19 protein-coding genes and 1 tRNA gene are annotated in these 17,377 nt (G+C 64.4%); 15 read left to right on the top strand and 5 right to left on the bottom strand.

Annotated elements, in window-relative coordinates; genetic code table 11:
• The first annotated feature begins 49 nt into the window (after positions 1-49).
• Positions 50-1,471: a carotenoid oxygenase family protein gene (locus HHL13_RS05060; protein ID WP_169554641.1), complete on the top strand. Its 1,422-nt coding sequence runs from the start codon at positions 50-52 to the stop codon at positions 1,469-1,471.
• A gap of 3 nt (positions 1,472-1,474) precedes the next feature.
• Here HHL13_RS05060 and HHL13_RS05055 read toward each other — a convergent pair whose 3' ends face one another.
• From HHL13_RS05055 to HHL13_RS05040, 4 genes are all read right to left on the bottom strand, one after another.
• Entirely contained in the window at positions 1,475-2,551 is a 1,077-nt protein-coding gene (locus tag HHL13_RS05055) for a flavodoxin family protein (RefSeq protein WP_169554640.1), read from the bottom strand.
• A 42-nt stretch (positions 2,552-2,593) separates the two neighbouring features.
• Positions 2,594-2,824 carry a hypothetical protein gene (locus HHL13_RS05050; protein WP_169554639.1) on the bottom strand — a complete coding sequence of 77 codons (231 nt, stop codon included), beginning with the start codon at positions 2,822-2,824 and terminating at the stop codon, positions 2,594-2,596.
• Positions 2,821-3,243: a nucleoside diphosphate kinase regulator gene (rnk, locus tag HHL13_RS05045; RefSeq protein WP_346775478.1), complete on the bottom strand. Its 423-nt coding sequence runs from the start codon at positions 3,241-3,243 to the stop codon at positions 2,821-2,823. Before rnk ends, HHL13_RS05050 begins: the two co-directional genes overlap by 4 nt.
• 208 nt (positions 3,244-3,451) lie before the next feature.
• A complete protein-coding gene (locus tag HHL13_RS05040; protein ID WP_169554638.1) occupies positions 3,452-4,096 on the bottom strand; it encodes a metal-dependent phosphohydrolase in 645 nt (214 codons plus the stop codon).
• A gap of 104 nt (positions 4,097-4,200) precedes the next feature.
• On the opposite strand from HHL13_RS05040, the gene HHL13_RS05035 reads away from it, so the two are divergent.
• From HHL13_RS05035 to HHL13_RS04995, 9 genes are all read left to right on the top strand, one after another.
• Positions 4,201-5,793 carry a 3-deoxy-7-phosphoheptulonate synthase class II gene (locus HHL13_RS05035; RefSeq protein ID WP_169554637.1) on the top strand — a complete coding sequence of 531 codons (1,593 nt, stop codon included), beginning with the start codon at positions 4,201-4,203 and terminating at the stop codon, positions 5,791-5,793.
• 178 nt (positions 5,794-5,971) lie between these two features.
• Positions 5,972-6,799, top strand: a complete 828-nt coding sequence (locus HHL13_RS05030) for a transporter substrate-binding domain-containing protein (RefSeq protein WP_169554636.1) — start codon at positions 5,972-5,974, stop codon at positions 6,797-6,799.
• 34 nt (positions 6,800-6,833) lie between these two features.
• Positions 6,834-7,586 carry an ABC transporter permease subunit gene (locus HHL13_RS05025; RefSeq protein ID WP_169554635.1) on the top strand — a complete coding sequence of 251 codons (753 nt, stop codon included), beginning with the start codon at positions 6,834-6,836 and terminating at the stop codon, positions 7,584-7,586.
• Entirely contained in the window at positions 7,583-9,058 is a 1,476-nt protein-coding gene (locus tag HHL13_RS05020; protein WP_169554634.1) for an ATP-binding cassette domain-containing protein, read from the top strand. The genes HHL13_RS05025 and HHL13_RS05020 overlap by 4 nt, the downstream gene beginning before the upstream one ends.
• The gene (locus HHL13_RS05015; protein ID WP_169554633.1) at positions 9,055-9,822 is read left to right on the top strand and encodes a hypothetical protein; all 768 of its coding nucleotides are present in this window, start codon (positions 9,055-9,057) and stop codon (positions 9,820-9,822) included. The genes HHL13_RS05020 and HHL13_RS05015 overlap by 4 nt, the downstream gene beginning before the upstream one ends.
• A 67-nt stretch (positions 9,823-9,889) precedes the next feature.
• Positions 9,890-9,964, top strand: a tRNA-Glu gene (locus HHL13_RS05010).
• Positions 9,965-10,216: 252 nt separating this feature from the next.
• The gene (locus HHL13_RS05005; RefSeq protein ID WP_169554632.1) at positions 10,217-10,381 is read left to right on the top strand and encodes a hypothetical protein; all 165 of its coding nucleotides are present in this window, start codon (positions 10,217-10,219) and stop codon (positions 10,379-10,381) included.
• 85 nt (positions 10,382-10,466) lie between these two features.
• Positions 10,467-11,228: a class II aldolase/adducin family protein gene (locus HHL13_RS05000; RefSeq protein WP_169554631.1), complete on the top strand. Its 762-nt coding sequence runs from the start codon at positions 10,467-10,469 to the stop codon at positions 11,226-11,228.
• Complete coding sequence (locus HHL13_RS04995; RefSeq protein ID WP_169554630.1) at positions 11,228-11,545, top strand: hypothetical protein; 318 nt, start codon at positions 11,228-11,230, stop codon at positions 11,543-11,545. Before HHL13_RS05000 ends, HHL13_RS04995 begins: the two co-directional genes overlap by 1 nt.
• Positions 11,546-11,598: 53 nt before the next feature.
• Here HHL13_RS04995 and HHL13_RS04990 read toward each other — a convergent pair whose 3' ends face one another.
• Positions 11,599-12,399, bottom strand: coding sequence for a class III extradiol ring-cleavage dioxygenase (locus tag HHL13_RS04990; RefSeq protein WP_169554629.1), 801 nt, complete (start codon positions 12,397-12,399; stop codon positions 11,599-11,601).
• Positions 12,400-12,494: 95 nt separating this feature from the next.
• On the opposite strand from HHL13_RS04990, the gene HHL13_RS04985 reads away from it, so the two are divergent.
• The 5 genes from HHL13_RS04985 to recJ all read left to right on the top strand — a co-directional run bounded on the left by HHL13_RS04985 (position 12,495) and on the right by recJ (position 17,328).
• Positions 12,495-12,977 carry a (2Fe-2S)-binding protein gene (locus HHL13_RS04985; protein ID WP_169554628.1) on the top strand — a complete coding sequence of 161 codons (483 nt, stop codon included), beginning with the start codon at positions 12,495-12,497 and terminating at the stop codon, positions 12,975-12,977.
• Positions 12,978-13,084: 107 nt separating this feature from the next.
• On the top strand, positions 13,085-14,029 hold the full coding sequence (locus HHL13_RS04980; protein WP_206376850.1) for an RcnB family protein: 945 nt from the start codon (positions 13,085-13,087) through the stop codon (positions 14,027-14,029).
• Between the two features lie 92 nt (positions 14,030-14,121).
• Positions 14,122-14,811 (top strand): 2OG-Fe(II) oxygenase, encoded by a 690-nt coding sequence (locus HHL13_RS04975; RefSeq protein WP_169554627.1) that lies wholly within the window; start codon positions 14,122-14,124, stop codon positions 14,809-14,811.
• 46 nt (positions 14,812-14,857) lie between these two features.
• Entirely contained in the window at positions 14,858-15,556 is a 699-nt protein-coding gene (locus tag HHL13_RS04970; RefSeq protein ID WP_169554626.1) for a 2OG-Fe(II) oxygenase, read from the top strand.
• 5 nt (positions 15,557-15,561) lie between these two features.
• The gene (gene recJ / locus HHL13_RS04965; RefSeq protein WP_169554625.1) at positions 15,562-17,328 is read left to right on the top strand and encodes a single-stranded-DNA-specific exonuclease RecJ; all 1,767 of its coding nucleotides are present in this window, start codon (positions 15,562-15,564) and stop codon (positions 17,326-17,328) included.
• The last annotated feature ends 49 nt before the right edge of the window (positions 17,329-17,377 follow it).

The raw sequence follows: 17,377 nt of genomic DNA, 5'->3' as shown, positions 1-17,377 counted from the left end.
ACCATTGAGCGTATGTAAACACCGTCAACATTTAGCCCGGAGTCGGAAAATGGCAAGCACCGTCGAAACCGCGATCCGTTCAGCCGTGACCAGCGGCGTGATGACGCTGGCGAAGGTCAACCGCGCCCTTGCGTCCGCGAAGCCCAATCCGTTCGTGGAAGGCATCCACGCGCCGATGGGCGAGGAGCTGACGATCGGGGACCTGCCCGTCACCGGTACGATCCCCGCGCAGCTCGATGGCCGTTATCTCCGCATCGGGCCGAACCCGATCGATCCGCAGCCAGGCGGGCACTGGTTCACCGGCGACGGCATGGTCCACGGCCTGCGCATCGAGGGCGGCAAGGCGCTGTGGTATCGTAACCGCTGGACGCGCTCGGCCGACGTCTCGCGCGCGCTCGGCGAAGCGCCGATCCCCTCCCCGCGCGGCGACACCAGCATCGTCAACACCAACGTCCTCGGCCATGCCGGGCGGACCTGGGCGCTGACCGAAGCCGGCGTCGCGCCGATCGAGCTGGGCGAGACGTTGGAAAGCCTCGCCTACAATGCCTTCGACGGCACGCTGCAGCACAGCTTCACCGCGCACCCGCACCTCGATCCGCTGACCGGCGAGCTGCATGCGATATGCTACAAGGGGCAGGACCAAAGCCATGTCTGGCACACGGTCGTCACCGCCGAAGGCAAGGTGCGCCGCGAGGAGCCGGTCGCGGTCGAGCACGGCCCGTCGATCCACGACTGCGCGATCACCGCACGCTACGCGATCGTCCTCGACCTGCCGGTCACCTTCTCGATGCGCGCGCTGATCGGCGGCGCGCGCTTCCCGTACAAATGGAACCCGGCGCACAAGGCCCGCGTCGGACTGCTCCCGCGCGAGGGTCGTGGGGACGAGATCATCTGGTGCGATGTCGACCCGTGCTACGTCTTCCATGTCGCCAACGCCTATGACGCGCCCGATGGCACCGTGATCCTCGACGTCGCCGCGCATACGACGATGTTCGCCGAAAGCACCGTAGGCCCGGATTCGGCGCACAGCGCGTTCGAACGCTGGACCGTCGATCCGAAGGCAGGCCGCGTCACCCGCACGGTGATCGACGACAATCCGCAGGAATTCCCTCGCCCCGACGAGCGCCGATTCGGCCAGCCCTATCGCTATGCCTATACGATGGCGCTGAACGAAGGCGCGGGTTTCCTGCCGGCCAACCATCTGATCAAGCATGACCTCGAAGCCGGGACGCGCCAAATTCATGCGTTCGGCGCGGATCGCTATCCCGGCGAGTTCGTGTTCGTGCCGACCCATGCCGATGCGGCGGAGGACGAAGGCTGGCTGATCGGCCTGGTGGTCCATCATCCGGCCGAGACCACCGACCTGGTCATCATCGACGCGGCCAAGTTCGAGGGCGCGCCGGTCGCGAGCGTCCGCATCCCCCATCGCGTTCCCCCCGGCTTTCACGGCAATTGGGTCGCGAAGGGCTGACGCCTATTTCTCGCGGGGGGCCTTCAAATGGCTCCCCGCGTTGATCTGCATGCCGGCCCGCGCCTGCCGCACCCCCTCCAGCAACGTCAGCGCGGCGTTGCGTACTTCGCCCTGAACCGCCTCGTCCTTGTCCAGCGCTTCGTGGCTGGTCGCATAGGGTTCCCAATAGCCGATATAGCGGTCGAGCTCGGCGCGGACGCCAGCCGGGCATAGCTGCATGAAGCGCAGCCAGTCGGCGATCGCGCGCCGCACATTCTCCGCGCCTTCGACATCGCCATGCACCACGACGGAGAAGCAGCGGTTGGCCAGCTGGCGCGGATAGTCCCACCCCCTCAGCTCGATCTGCTTTGCCTCCTCGGCCTTTTTTCCATGCGTGGAAGTCGGATCGGGATTGCCCCCGTCCGCGCAGACCAGACGGTCCATCATCAGCTTCAGCGGCGAGGTGGGCGAATACCAGTGGACCGGCGTGACGATCATCACGCCATGCGCGCGGATCCACATCGGGTAGATCTCGTTCATCCAGTCGTGCGTTTGGCCGAGCGAATGGTTCGGATAGCAGCTGCACGGAAAGTGGCAGAGCGCCGCGGCCGTCGAGAAGCACGCCTTGCAGGGGTGGATGTTGCGGCCATATTCGGAGGTGACCCGGCTCAGGTCGAGGATCTCTACCTCGCTGTCATCCGCCTCCAACGCCTTCTTCGCGATGTCGATCAGCCTCCAGCTTTTCGACATCTCGCCGGGGCAGGTGTGCTCGCTGCGGGGCGACCCGTTGACGATCAGGAAGCGGCACGGCCCCTCGCGATCAGCATTCTCCGCCCGGGCCGCGTCGACCGCCGCCTTTGCCGCGATCCAGTCGGTCGAGAGATCGTAGTCCGGATCGGCATAACCCGGCCCGGCCTTCGCCGTCTGCGGGCTCTTGCGCGAATTGTCATAGGCATCCCAGGCCGCCCCCGCGATCTCGTCGATCGCCGCGCGCATCGGATCGAAGGCGGGATCGCGGAACTGCTCGAGATAGCGGCTGCGGAAGGTCGCCCGGTCCAGCTTCGGACTGGGCATCCCCTTGCGGGCCTTGGGCACATGCATGGCAGTCCTTCGGGTCGTTGCCAGCACACAACGACCCGCAACTCAGCCGGTTGCCTCGCGCCGCAGCAGCTCGCCGCTGGCGACCACTTCGAAGGTCGCGGCGTCGATATAGCGCACCGGCTCGCCATCGAGCAGCGCGAGCCAGCTCGATCCGCGATGCTTGCGCGTCTTGCCGCCCTCCCCGCTGGTGAAGACATGGCGATATTCCACAACGATCAGCGGCGTTCCGTCGTCGCCGGTGCAGCGATGCCGCGCGAGTTGCTCCACGCTCATGCTCCGCCCGGTGGCGCCACCCGCACGATACGCAGCAACCGGTCGTGCTGCCCGCGATCGGGCCACAGGATCGATCCGCCCGCGCGCATCCCGATCAGGCCGGTGCCTACCGGCGACAGGATCGACACGCGCCCGGCCTCGATGTCCGCATCCTGCGGCCACACCAGCTTCACGGTGCGTAGCGCGCCGTTATTGTCGTCGATGAATTCGACCCGGCTGTTCATGGTGACCACATCGTCCGGCATTGCGGACGCCGGGAGAATCTCCGCCCGGTCCAGCTCGGTCAGCAGCAGCGCCGCCCGCCCGGGCCATTTCGGCTGGATCGCCAGCGCCAGCGCATAGAGCGCATCGCATTCGCTATCGATAAGGGTGATGGCCGGCCGGCTGTTGCCGTCCGCCACGATTTCTGTGCTTTCCACGCGTTTCGCTTTCACTGAAGTCGGTGCGCCGCCGGGTCGCGCTGACCCGCGGCAAATCAAACAGGTTCGTGAAACCCCGGACCTCGCGGCGTCAGCCAGCCGAGACCCGGGCTAGGCGCGTGCGGCGAGCTGCCCGGAATGGACGCGAAAGCGCAGGAATGTCGCGGTGGCGGCCATGCTCCAATGATGGGGACCCCGCCCCGCCCTGTCAATTCGCGCGAAGCGCCGCCTCGATCGGCCCGCCGCCACGCAGCCGTTCCTGCTCCCACCGCATATTGGCTCGCGCCGCTGTTTCCAGCGCATCCCCGGCCAGGCCGCGCGACGCCGACAACAGTCTCAGCAACGGGGCGTCGCACAAATGGTCGAGCACGCGGATGCGGCCGGCCCGATAGGCTTCCTCCGGATGCATCGAATATTCCTCGCGAATCGCCAGCGCATAGTCGCGGTACGCATCACGCTCGCTCGCGAGGATCGACAGGTCGAGATCCACCACGATCCGCGCGAGCGGATGATCTGTCGCATGGCCCTTCGTTGCCATCACGCAGGTTTCGAGATCGCGCATCTCGTCCTCGGGCCACTGCAACAGCGCCAGTCCGATATCCGCGCTGCGCCGCTCATTGTCCGCCGCCGCAGGATCGTAGAACAGGTCGTGTAGCCAGATGGCATGGCGCGCGATCCGTGCATCCCGCGCGCTCAGATCGTCCGCGAACACAGCCGCAAATCCATCAAGCATGTGCCGGATATGAGAGAGGTTGTGATAGGCTAGCGGCGATGCGCCGAACCGCGCGACCAGCAAGGCCCGCAACAGTGGCGGCATATCGCCGGTCCGTTCGAGAACTTCCTTCGCGCTCACCGCGTCACTGTATCGCCCTCCGATGCAAATGCCACATTACCCAAATCAGGACATTTGAATTTTCATCCTTGCCTTCACTTACCCCATGTGGGTAAAGGCGCGGCATGACAACACTGGCAGGCAACAAGATCCGTCGCTTCCGCGAGGAACGCTCCCTTTCCCGAGCCGCGTTCGGCGCGTGGTACGACACGCCGGGCTCGACCGTTCAGGGCTGGGAAGACGAAGGCAAGCGCGCCAATGCGCAGGTGGTCAACCAGATCGCCGCCAACGGCATCGCCCATCATGCCGACTGGTATGTCGAGGTCCGCGGCGCGGATAATGACACCGTCGGCGAGTGGAAGCCCGACAGCTGGAAAGCGGCCGAGGCGCGCCAGTTGCCGACCTACCCCGATCCGGTCGCACTTGATGCCGCCACCGATCGGCTCGCTTCCTATCCGCCGCTGGTCTTCGCGGGGGAAGCGCGCAATCTCACCGCCGATCTTGCGCGCGTGGCGGAAGGCAAGGCGTTCCTGCTCCAGGGCGGCGACTGCGCCGAAAGCTTCGCCGAGTTCCATCCGAACAACATTCGCGACACGTTCCGCGTCATCCTCCAGATGGCGGTCGTCCTCACTTATGCGTCGAAGCTGCCCACGGTGAAGGTCGGCCGCATGGCGGGCCAGTTCGCGAAGCCGCGCTCGGCCGATACCGAGACGATCGATGGCCTCGAGCTGCCGTCGTATCGCGGTGACAATGTCAACGACATCGCCTTCACCGCCGAGGGCCGCAAGCCCGATCCGGCGCGGATGATCCGCGGCTATAACCAGTCCGCCGCCACGCTGAACCTGCTGCGCGCCTTCGCCAGCGGCGGTTATGCGAACTTGCACCAGGTCCACAAATGGACTCATGACTTCATGGGCAAGAGCCCCTGGGCCGATCGTTATGCCGAAATGGCCGCCCGCATCGGCGAAGCGCTCGATTTCATGCAGGCCTGCGGCATCGACGCCGACAGCGTGCCCCAGCTCAAGGCGACCGATTTCTACACCAGCCACGAAGCGCTGCTGCTCCCCTATGAGCAGGCGCTGACCCGGCAGGACAGCCTGACCGGCGACTGGTACGACACCAGCGCGCACATGCTGTGGATCGGCGACCGCACCCGCTTCGAGGGATCGGCGCATGTCGAATTCCTGCGCGGCATCGGCAATCCGATCGGCATGAAGTGCGGCCCCAGCCTCGAGCCCGATGCGCTGCTGCGCCTGCTCGACACGCTGAACCCCTATCGCATCCCGGGCCGGATGACGCTGATCACCCGGTACGGGCACGACAAGATCGAGGCAGGCCTCCCTGCCCTTGTCCGCGCGGTCAAGCGCGAGGGGCATTCGGTGGTGTGGAGCTGCGATCCGATGCACGGCAACGTCGTCAAGGCCGCCAACGGCTACAAGACCCGTCCGTTCGAGCGCATCCTCGCCGAGGTCCGCGGCTTCTTCGCGGTGCACCGCGCGGAAGGAACGTTCGCCGGCGGTATCCATTGCGAGATGACCGGCCAGAACGTCACCGAATGCACCGGCGGCGCGATCGACATCACCGAGCATGGCCTTGCCGACCGCTACCACACCCATTGCGATCCGCGGCTCAACGCCGGGCAGTCGCTCGAACTCGCCTTCCTGTTGGCGGAGATGCTGAACGCCGAAATGAAGCATCGGCGTCCCGAAGGCGCATAAACGATTGAAGTGCGGCGGCAGTCACTTGCCGCCGCTTCAAGATGCGCAGCTATACCGTTCCAGTCCCGGATAAATTTAGTCCATATTGACTGAAACTGACTCGATTTGACCTCCCCTTTACTTGCAGGCCGGATTTCGCTGGTTACAGTAGCGATTCGGATCAATGGGGGAGGTTCGAATGACCACGCGTCGGCTCGTACTTGGCGGCATGGCTGCCAGCGGCATCATGGCGATGGGCGGTTGCAACCGCAGCCGCAAGCTGGATTCGATCGCGGCGCTGCGAGAGCGGGCCGAGTCCGGAAAGCTGACGGTCGGCTTCATTCCCTATTACGAGATTTCGACCGATCAGGGGCCGGCGCATCCGCCCACGGGCTTCCTCGTCGATGTGTTCAAGCTGTTCGCCCAATATGCCCGCCTGCCGCTCGAAAGGATCAAGTGGCGGTCGCTGAGCTGGGATTCCTTCGCGCCGCTGATCCAGCAGGGTGCAGTCGATTTCAGCATCGCCGGCACCTTCATCACGCCCGCGCGCCAGGAAAAGGTGGCGTTCACCCGACCCCTGTTCTCGCTGGGCAATGGCGCGGCGACGCGTGCGAACGACGCGCGCTTCAACGATGTCACCGATGTGCGACAGCTCGACCGCAAGGATATCCGGATCGCGGTCGTCGCCGGTGAACAGAGCGCGGAATATGTCCGCCGGGAATTCACCAACGCGACGATCCTCAACCTAGACGGCCCCGATCTCGCCGCAGCACCGCGCGCGGTGAAGGAAGGCCGGGCCGATGTCGCGATGTCGGATCAGTTCATCCTCAGCCGGTACATCGTCGAGAACCCCGATCTGGTCGATCGCTTGCGAAATGCCCCCTTCTCCGTTCTTCAGATTGCATGGGCAGTTTCGAAGGAAAACATCGAACTTCTCTCCCAGATCAACCCGATCCTCGACAGTCTGGTGGCCAGCGATGCCTTTGCGAGCCTGAAGAAAGCCTATCCAGTCATTCCGTTTGCGTAACTTTCAATGATCTCCATGAAGCAGGGGGCGGAAGATGCGCAGCATTATTCCTTGGGCGCGAAAGCAATCGATTGACCTGTTCCAGATCGTCGGCGGGCTGGCCTTCAGCCTGGCGACGGCCATCCTGGCATTGCTCAGGGAGCCGATCACCTGGATCTTCGACATCTGGTTCAGTCGCAAGCAGTCCGAATTGCTGGCGGAAGGTGTCTTCAACACGGTCGGGATCAGCGTTGCTTCCATTGTTGCGGGGACGCTGCTGGGAATATTTCTGGCCTACATCGCACGCCCGGCCTTCGCCAACCGGAAGTTCCTGTCGCTCGTGTCGCGCGGAGTCCTCTATGTCGCGCTCAGCGTACCGGTCTATGTGCTGCTGATTTTCGGCCAGGGCTGGTTCGCCAATCCCTGGATCGCGGCAGTCGTCTTTCTGTCGCTGAATCTTGCAGTGTTCGTCTGCCGGCTGATGGTGCGCGCATTCGAAACCCTCCCCATCGCGCAGGTCGAGGCGGCTCGGGCCGCGGGCGCCCACGGATGGTCGTTCCGCTGGAATTTCGAACTTCCTGCCTTGTGGCGCTCCTGCGGAGCCGGCGTGACGAACGAATGGGCGACCACGCTGAAGCTCAGCTCGCTGGTCGGCGTCATCGGCGCCTATGACATCATGAAAACCTCGCGGACCATTCTCGACGAAACCTACGACACGCGCGTCTTTCTCGTGGTCGTGGCGGTCTATGCCCTTCTGACCATTCCGGTCTTCATGTTGTCCGATCGATATATGCGGCAGCAGGGATGACGAACGCCGTCGAAATCAACGGCCTGATCGCGTCCGTCGGGGGAGATGTAAAAATCTCGATCCCGCTGGCCGAGTTCAGGCGAGGCAGTCTTCACCTGCTCGTGGGGCCGAACGGATCGGGCAAGAGCTCGATCATGCGCGCGCTGCTCGGCTTCGTGAAAGCCAGCCAGGGCACGATCAACTGGGAGTTTGCGGACAGCGTGGAGTCATTCGGCGCATCGAAAGCCGTATCCCCCAAATTCTATCAGAATATCGGCTATGTGCAGCAAGGGTCGGACTCGCTGTGGCCTCAGCACACCGCCGCCCAACATGTCGAACTGGCACTCCGTGCGAAAACCACGTTCCGCGAAATCGACAAGAATGATATGGAAAAGAAGGTCCTCAGCGTCCTGAAACGCGCGGAGGTCGCCAAGATCAATTGGGACAAGCGCCCGGATCACCGCTCGATCGACGGGCATGGCACCTCGGTTTCAGGCGGCGAGCGGCAACGGATCGCCTATGCCAGGGCGATCGCTGGCGATCCCGAGGTCCTGCTATTCGACGAGCTCGAAGCATCGCTCGACGCCAATGTCCGCGGGCAGTTCATCGATCGCGTGCTTCGCGACTTCCTGAACCGGGACAAGCACCACACCGCTTTCGTGGTCACGCACGATCCGGTGAACTGGCTTGTCGGCGAATGGGCGCCCGGAGACCGGCAGATCTGGCGCATCAGCAAGAGCGGCAGCCAGGAAATCACGATCGCGCGTGACAAGGATTCGGAGATGCCCGGCCTGAGCGTCGCACAGGCCACGGTAGCGCATGGCGGACGGCTCGGGAGGACCATCAGCAACCTCCCGGTAGGTGAGGTCAGGAAAACCGCCGAATGGTGCCGGGTCGGCGCGGAACTGGCCTGGGCGATCCACGATTTCATCCACCCCCTGCTCGGCCAGCCCAAGGCGATCATCACCGTCGTTACCGCCAATCGGGAATCAGGCACTCCGGACATCGAGCAACCCATTCTCCTGAGCGCGGTCGGCCCAAAGGACTATGCGCCCGATGGCCTGGACAAGAATGATCTTGCCCCCTTCCTCAACCAGGTTGGCGCATTTCACACAAAGAGAAGTCCTGTCCCCAACCCCCCGCCAATATTGGCAAAAGGACTGATTACGGTTCTCCTCCATGCAGGGATGCGAGAAGCCTATAAAGGCGCACGTCTGGATCAGGTCGCGTTCGAGGGCGTAACAGCCGAGAGCTTCCTGTTTTCGACGAATACCGAAGGCGAGGGAGCGAAATCGGGCGATTCCTATTTGGAACTTTCCCGGTCCACCAAAGCGGTATATTTGTTTCGCGCAATCCGGGAGTCTGACGATGCGAGGATCGTTGTCGGCATTGACTTCATCGACGAACGAGTTCTGGATCCATATCAATGTTACTTTGTGATGCAGGCCCTAGAGCACGCGCTGGTAAAGCTTCGGTGTCTGGAGGTACCGTGACCGACAGCCTGTTTCGTTCCGGTAACTATGCGCCAGGCGCGACCCGGGCCTTGGGTTCGTTGCATTTCCACATCGATGTTTCCGACGATCATTCGGTCGAGGGGAAACTGGTCTCGATCGCGCGCGAACTGGATCGTCGCGGCATTGCGACCAAGGTGACGCGGATTGTGGGAGCCGTGAAGGGCGCCCATTTCAACGATCCCGAATATGCCCATGACTATCACGTGCATACGCCGGAGCTGCGCAACGGCTATTCCACCTTCACTTCCTATCTCACCTCGCTGTTGCCGCCAGTCGAAACGCAGCAGGATTTCCTCGATCTCGGCGCGCGGGTGCGAAAGATTCTGGGGGAGATCTTCGCCGACAGCGCGCTGCCCGGCGCGGTGGTCGAGATCGAGCGGGTATGCGCGCGGATAACGCGTGACCGGGAAGAGGTTCTCGACGCCTCGGCGTCGCAAATCCCGGTGCCCGGATCGAGCTTCGAAAGCCATCATTTCATCGACATCGCTTCGTCGAACCTCAGCCTCGACGACTGGAACCGGATGCTCGAGCCCACCGAGATTGCTGTCGGGGGCTGGTTCCAGTTCCAGAAGAGCAATGTCCAGGCATTCCGATCGGTATGTTTCGATCACAGCGCCGATGTCGTCCGGCTGAGGCACGAACACCGCACCCTTCGCGACATGCTCGACCGGCACGGTTTCGCCGGCAGCTACGATGCTCAGGCTATTATCGAGCAGGTCGTGGATATCTGGAAGATCGAATAGGAGGATCGCGGGGTTCTTGCGGGTTGACGGGTACGCCGTCCACCCCTAGTAGCCCGCTTCCGCGCACGGCCCCTTCGTCTAGCGGTTAGGACGTCGCCCTCTCACGGCGAAAACACGAGTTCGATTCTCGTAGGGGTCACCACGGACGCAAATCATGCCGGAGACATGATTTTAGCCGTGTGGACGGCGGCAATGCCGCCTCACTCAGTTCCAGAACGTCAGGGTCTTGCGGCGGCAACGCCACCTCATTCGATGACGCAAGCCCGAGCTGCCACGCGATAAAGCCCTCTCGCAGGTTCGAAACCCTCGGCTCCGACCTCCCCGCACAGCCGCCGAGCCGCACGGCATGAAAAATGTCACGACATGTTCACAAATCTGTGGATAAGTTGTGGACATGGATACGCGCCACCAACAGGCACTGGCTCTCGAAGCGCGCGCGGCGACGGCATCGTCGCTGGCGGAGGCACAGGCGCTGCATGACGCCGCCGATCGCCTGCGCGGTAGCCGCCGGGGCAACGCCTGGCTCGGCTTCGCCCGCCTGCCGCTCTACCGCAACTAGACGACTGCCTTCCTACTCCGCGATATTGCCTGCGCCCCCGCACGCGTGGCATACCCCGTCTTCGAAAGAGACGAAGGAGAGGATCATGGCCACCGCGCTGCACACCCGGCCCAACATGACCGAAGCCGAGCAGGAAGCCCGCCAGCAGCTCGCCGCCTGCTATCGCGTATTCGACATGCTCGGCTGGTCCGAGATGATCTACAACCACATCACGCTGAAGATCCCCGGCGAGGACGGCGCGTTTCTGATCAATCCGTTCGGGCTGCATTTCAGCGAAGTGAAGGCATCGAACCTCGTCAAGATCGATATCGACGGCAACAAGCTGGACGACAGCCCCTACCCCGTCAATCGCGCCGGCTTCGTCCAGCACGCGCTGTTCCACCGCCATTTGCCCGACGCGCATTGCATCATGCACACGCACACCACAGCGGGCATGGCGGTCAGCAGCGTCGAGGGCGGCCTGCGCCCGACCAATTTCTACGCCTGCAACTTCCACGGCCAGATTGCCTATCACGACTTCGAAGGCGTGACGGTGCGCGACGAGGAAGGCGCGCGGCTGCTCGAGCATCTTGGCGACAAGCGGGTGATGCTCCTGAAGAACCACGGCATCCTGGTGATGGGCCGCACCCTTCCGGAGGCATTTATCAAGCACTGGTCGCTCCAGCGCGCCTGCGAAATCCAGGTCGCCACGGCGAGCATGGGCACGCCGCTGGTCGTTCCCGACGAAGTTGTCACGGTCCATCAGCGAGACCTGCACATGGCGCAGGTCCCCGGCGGCCCGGGCGCAGCGGACTTCGCGGCGATGGTGCGGCTGGTCGACCGTACGGACCGAAGCTGGCGGGATTAGTGGACGACGCGACAGTGCGGGTCCACGCCCGGATTCATTTGCTCACGACCGAGGATGGTGGACGGAGCACGCCGTTGGCGGGCGGAAGCAGTTATCGGCCGAACCACAACTTCTTCGATGCCGATAATCGGGAGATGGCCATCGGTTTCGTCGAGTTACCGGACCATCCGATTCCGCCCGGCGAAACCTTCGATGCCGAGATTATCTTTCTGAATTTGTCCGACTTGGGCTTGGAGGCTTCTCCGGGGCTGGTCTGGCGCATTCAGGAAGGCCCGAAGCTGGTCGGATCGGGTGAAATGCTCGCAATACTGTCGTGACGAAGCGAGTACCGTAGGAAATTTGCTTCCGGCACAGCCCCCGTGGCGACTGTTTACCCGAACCGGAACCCGCTCACCGCCCAGCCCATCACATGGTCGCGGTAATCGCACACCGCCGATCCGTCTCCGCCCGCGCCCAGCGCGACCATCAGCGGCAGGAGATGCTCCTCGCGCGGGTGAGCGAATTGAGCATGCGGAAGGCTGTCCCACGCCGCCACGCGCTCGGCCCGGCGCGCGGGATCGGGATCGATCACTGCGTCAACCAGCGCTGCGTCCCATTCGTCCGAAGGTGCCGTCGCCGGCACGCCGCGCACGCGGAGATTGTGGAAGCTCATGCCGCTGCCCACGATCAGCACGCCTTCGTCCCGCAAGGGAGCGAGCGCCCGGCCCATCGCGATATGCGCGGCGGGGTCGAGATCGTGCCGCAACGAAAGCTGGGCCAGTGGGATATCGGCGCCGGGCACCGCGACCATCATCGGAATGAAGACGCCGTGGTCCCATCCCCGCTCGCGCTCGACGCCGACGGGAAAGCCCGCGCCTTCCAGCAGTTCCTTCGCCCGCATCGCAAGGCCGGGCGCGGCCGGCGCGTCCCAGCGCAAGCGATAGGCATGTTCGGGAAAGCCGCCATAATCGTACAGCAACGGATGGCCGCTTCCGGCGTGAACCGTCACGGCTGCTTCTTCCCAATGGCCGGACACCAGCAGGATCGCTGTCGGTCGTTCGGGCAGGCTGTCGATCAGCCCCGCCAGATAGGCCTCCATCTTGAGCCACATCGCATCGGGCGGGCCGCCATGAGGGTCCATGAAGAAACAGGGGCCGCCGCCATGCGGAATGAAAAGAGTAGGTTGGGTCATGCCGCCAATGTCGCCCTGCCCGTCCGCGCCCGCAACGTCAGAAGCGGAAACGCGCCGTTTCCAGTCCGGACGATTTGGGTCTAGGGTCCGCCGCGATGACTCGCTTCACCGTCAACGACAATCCGGTCGAGTACAAGATGGACCCGCGCACGCCGCTGCTCTGGGCCCTGCGCGATGCTTCCAATCTCACCGGCACCAAATATGGCTGCGGCACGGGCGAGTGCGGCGCGTGCACCGTAGATGTCGATGGCCAGGCGGTGCTGGCGTGCCAGGAGTCGATCGCGTCGCTCGAAGGCAAGTTCGTCGTGACGATCGAGGGGCTTTCCGAGAATCGCAGCCATCCTGTGCAACAGGCGTTCATCGCCGCCAATGTGCCGCAATGCGGCTATTGCGTCCCCGGCGTGGTGATGGCGGCCGCGATCCTGCTGCGCACCAATCGTGCCCCGTCGGAAGACGATATCAAGGCGGCGATCCCCAACATCTGCCGCTGCGGCATCTATCCGCGGCTCGTCGCGGCGATCGACCATGCCGCGCGCCTTGCCCGTGGCGAGGAAAATACGCCGGGCTTCGGCGGTTAACGAATCTTTCAATCGGCTGTCAGTGCAATTCAGCCTCACGACATTCTCGTTCACCTAGAAGGGCATTACAGACAGCGGCACCTCGCCGACTGTGCGGAGACAGAGGAATGTTTAAGCCCATCATCGCGGCGCTGATTGCAGCAACGGCACTGGTGCCGCCTGCGCTCGCGCAGGATCGTGGCCGCGGCGATCGCGGTGGCGGTCAACGTTCGGAAAGCGGTAACCAGGGCCAGCGCGGCCAGTGGCGCCAGCAGAATGAAAGCCGCCCGCAGGCGCAGCCCCGTCAGGAGGGCCAGCGTGGCGAATGGCGTCAGTCGCAGCAGGCGCCGCAACAGACCCAGCCGCAGCGCGAATGGCGCGGCGACCGTGGCGGCAACGGCGGCGATCGCGGCAACAATGGCGGCTGGAACCGGGGTCAGCAGGCCCCGCAGGCCCAGACCCCGCAGGCGCCGCAGCCTTCGCCCCGCTGGCAGGGCAATCGCGGTAACGGCAACACCGGCGTCGTCGGCTCGCAGGGCTCGCCGCGTCAGGACTGGGGCAATCGCGGCAACCGTGGCGACGGCGTCCGGGATCGCGGTCCGCAGGGCCAGACCCGTGGTCAGCAGTTCGAGCGTCGCCGCGACAATGACGGCCGTAACTGGTCCAACAACGGCCGCCGTGACAATGACGGGCGCTGGAACGGCAACAATGGCGGCCGCAACGATGGCCGGTGGAACGACGGTCGCGGCAACAACGACAATCGCTGGTCGAACAACTGGCGTCGGGACAGCCGCTACAACTGGCGCAATTACCGCAGCCAGAACCGCAACGCCTATCGCCTGCCCCGCTATTATGCGCCGCGTGGCTATAATTACGGGTATAACCGCTTCTCGATCGGTCTGACGCTGGGCTCGCTGCTCTACTCGTCGAACTACTGGATCGAGGATCCGTTCTACTACCGCCTGCCGCCGGCCTATGGCCCGTATCGCTGGGTGCGCTATTACAACGACGCGCTTCTGGTCGATATCAGGACCGGCATGGTCGTCGACGTCGAGTATGACATCTTCTGGTAAGCCGACGGGCTTGCCCGAGGAGGCACAGGGAGCCCGGTCGCGAAAGCGGCCGGGCTCTTGTCATTTCAGGCCCACGCGCCAAACTCCGAGTTATGGCCAGCGATCCGCATCTCACCGGCGAACCTTCCCGCAAGCGCGCGATGGTCACCCGCATCGTCGAGGCGCGGCTGGATGCAAACCCGCAGGCGCAGCGCATCCCGGTGCCCGGCGCGGCGATCTGGCATTGCCCCGATTTCCTCAGCGCGCAGGAATGCACGGCGCTGATCCGGCAGATCGACGAAGATCCCTTCCCGTCCAAACTCTACGAACCCGATCAGGACCCCGAATTCCGCACCAGCGCGACCTGCGATCTCAAGGCGGATGCGGTGCTGCCGATCGACGATCGCCTCTCGAACCTGCTCGGCATCCCCTACGAATATGGCGAGGGCCTGCAGGGCCAGCGCTATTCCCCCGGCCAGCAGTTCCGCGCCCATTGCGACTATTTCCGCGAGGGTCAGGCCCATTGGGATGCGATCCGCGCACAGGGAGGTCACCGCACCTTCACCGCGATGGTCTATCTCAACGAAGTCGAGAGCGGTGGCGCGACCTTCTTCCCGCTCGCCGGCATCCGCATCACCCCCCGTCCGGGCCTGCTGATCGTGTGGAACAACATGGTTGCCGATGGCCGCTTCAACTATCGTACGCTGCATGAAGGCGAACGGGTGACCGCCGGCACCAAATATGTCGTCACCAAATGGTATCGCGAAGACCCGTGGAACCGCGCCTGGATTGCGCCGGTTTGATCGCGGCCCCTTGCCTTCCGGCGCGCGCCCGGCAATCTGCCCGCCCATGAGTCTGTTTTCCCGAAAGAAGAAGGATCCGGTGGCTGCCGAACGCGGGCGCGCCGGCAAGCTGGTCACCGATCGCCTCGATGCGATGCCGGGCATTCGCCGCGCGCCGATCGAAGCGGCGCAGCTTTACCTGTTCGAGAATTATCTTTCCGACGCCGAATGCGACAAGCTGGTCGAACTGATCGACGCCAACCGCCGCCGCTCTACCTTGCTCGCGACGCACGAGGATCCCGAGTTTCGCACCAGCGACAGCTGCGATCTGGATCGCTGGTCGCCCGACGTGCTGCCGGTCGACGAGCGTATCGCGCACCTGCTCGGCTTGCCGCCCGAACATGGCGAAACGCTGCAGGGCCAGCGCTATGCGCCGGGCCAGCAGTTCAAGGCGCATTGCGACTATTTCCACGAAACCGAAGCCTATTGGCCCGCGATGCAGGAAAGCGGCGGCCAGCGCACCTTCACCGCAATGGCCTATCTCACCAATGTCGAGGAGGGCGGCGCGACCTGGTTCCCACGCGCCGGCATCCGCATCGCACCGCGAAAGGGCCTGCTCGTCATCTGGAACAACATGCTTCCGGATGGCCGCCCCAACTATGACACGCTGCACGAGGGGATGCGCGTGATCGAGGGCACCAAATATATCGTCACCAAATGGTTCCGCGAACGCCCCTGGATCCGCACGCACATCAAGACCTATTGAAGGTCATGTCGACGGTCCTCAACATCCAGCGCTCGATCTCCGGCCAGGCATGGCGCTGGCGGGGGCTGGCGGCCGATGCGCGCGATCCCGGCTTCGCGCCCGACGACCTCGTTACCCAGTTGCTGCTGACTCGAGGCTGCCCGCGCGAGGAGCTCGACGCGCACCGCGCGCCCAGCATCCGCGCGTTCATGCCCGATCCCTCGATCTTCCGCGACATGGACAAGGCCGCCGAACGCCTCGCCGATGCCGTCGCGGCGCAGGAACAGGTCACGATCTTCGGCGATTATGACGTCGATGGCGCGACTTCGGCAGCGTTGCTCATCCTGCTTCTGAGAGATCTTGGCCTCGAAGCGAAGCCCTATATCCCCGATCGTCTGATGGAGGGCTATGGCCCCTCGGGCGAAGCATTGGTCCGGCTTCGGCAGGAAGGCGCATCGCTGATCGTCACCGTCGATTGCGGTGCGCAGGCGTTCGAGGCGCTGCAGATGGCCAGCGACGCAGGCGTCGACGTGATCGTGTGCGATCACCACAAATGCGCCGCGGAACTCCCGATCGCCCATGCGCTGGTCAATCCCAACCGGCTCGACGAGGACGAAGGCGCCGCGCACGGCCATCTCGCAGCGGTCGGCATGGCTTGGCTGCTCGGCGCGGCGCTGATCCGCACCCTGCGCACGCGCGGCTTCTTCGCCGGTCGTCCCGAGCCCCGGCTGCTCGATCTGCTCGATATCGTCGCACTGGGCACCGTTGCCGACGTCGCCAGCCTTCGCGGCCTGAACCGCGCGTTCGTGGCCCAGGGCCTCAAGGTCATGGCGCAGCGCCGCAATCTGGGCCTCAACGCGCTGATCGAGGCGTCGCGCCTCACGCGCGCGCCGACCGCCACCGATCTCGGCTTCGCGCTCGGGCCGCGCATCAATGCCGGCGGGCGCGTCGGCCGCTCCGATCTGGGCGTCCGCCTGCTCACCACGCGCGATCCCGACGAAGCCCGCGCCATCGCCGCCGAGCTGAACCTGCTCAACGAAGACCGCCGCGCCATCGAAGCCGAGGTCCAGCGCACCGCCGAGGAACTCAGCGAACGCCAGTCCAACCGTGCCGTCGCGGTGATCGCTTCGCGCGGGTGGCACGCCGGGGTGATCGGCATCGTTGCGGGGCGAATCAAGGAGAAGATGGGGCGTCCGGCGATCGTCATCGCGCTCGACGAACAGGGGCTCGGCAAGGGCTCGGGCCGGTCGATCCCCGGCGTCGATCTCGGCGCGGCGATTCTGGCGGCAAAGGATGCCGGTCTGCTGATCGCCGGCGGCGGCCACGCGATGGCGGCAGGCGTTACCGTCGCAGAATCCAAACTCGATGCGTTCGCCGATTTCCTCGAGGAACGCCTGTCCGAACGCGTCACGCAGGCGATGGGCGATCGCGCGCTGCTGCTCGACGCCGTGCTTGCCCCCGGCGGCATCAACCCCGCCCTCGTCAATGCGATGGAGGAAGGCGGCCCCTATGGTATGGGTTGGCCAGCCCCGCGCGTCGTCGCGGGCCCGGTATCGATCATCAAAGCCGACGTGGTGGGCAGCGGTGGCCATGTCCGGCTGATCGTCTCTGGCGAGGATGGGCGCAGTCTCAAGGCCGTCGCTTTCCGCCAGGCTGATACCGAACTCGGTCAAGCCCTTCTCTCGGCCCCGCGCCACCGCAAGCTGTGGCTCGCCGGCCGTGCGAAGATCGACGACTGGGGCAGCCGCCCCACCGCCGAGATGCATATCGACGACGCGGCATGGGTGGATTGAGCAAGATATTCGAATAGTCGCGCGACAATGCTTGACGAGCCGCCAGCCT

The organism is Sphingomonas sp. G-3-2-10, from assembly GCF_012927115.1.
In the GTDB taxonomy this organism is placed as follows: Bacteria; Pseudomonadota; Alphaproteobacteria; order Sphingomonadales; family Sphingomonadaceae; genus Sphingomonas.
The sequence above is the reverse complement of the archived record's forward strand: the minus strand, read 5'-3'. Positions and strand labels throughout refer to the sequence as shown.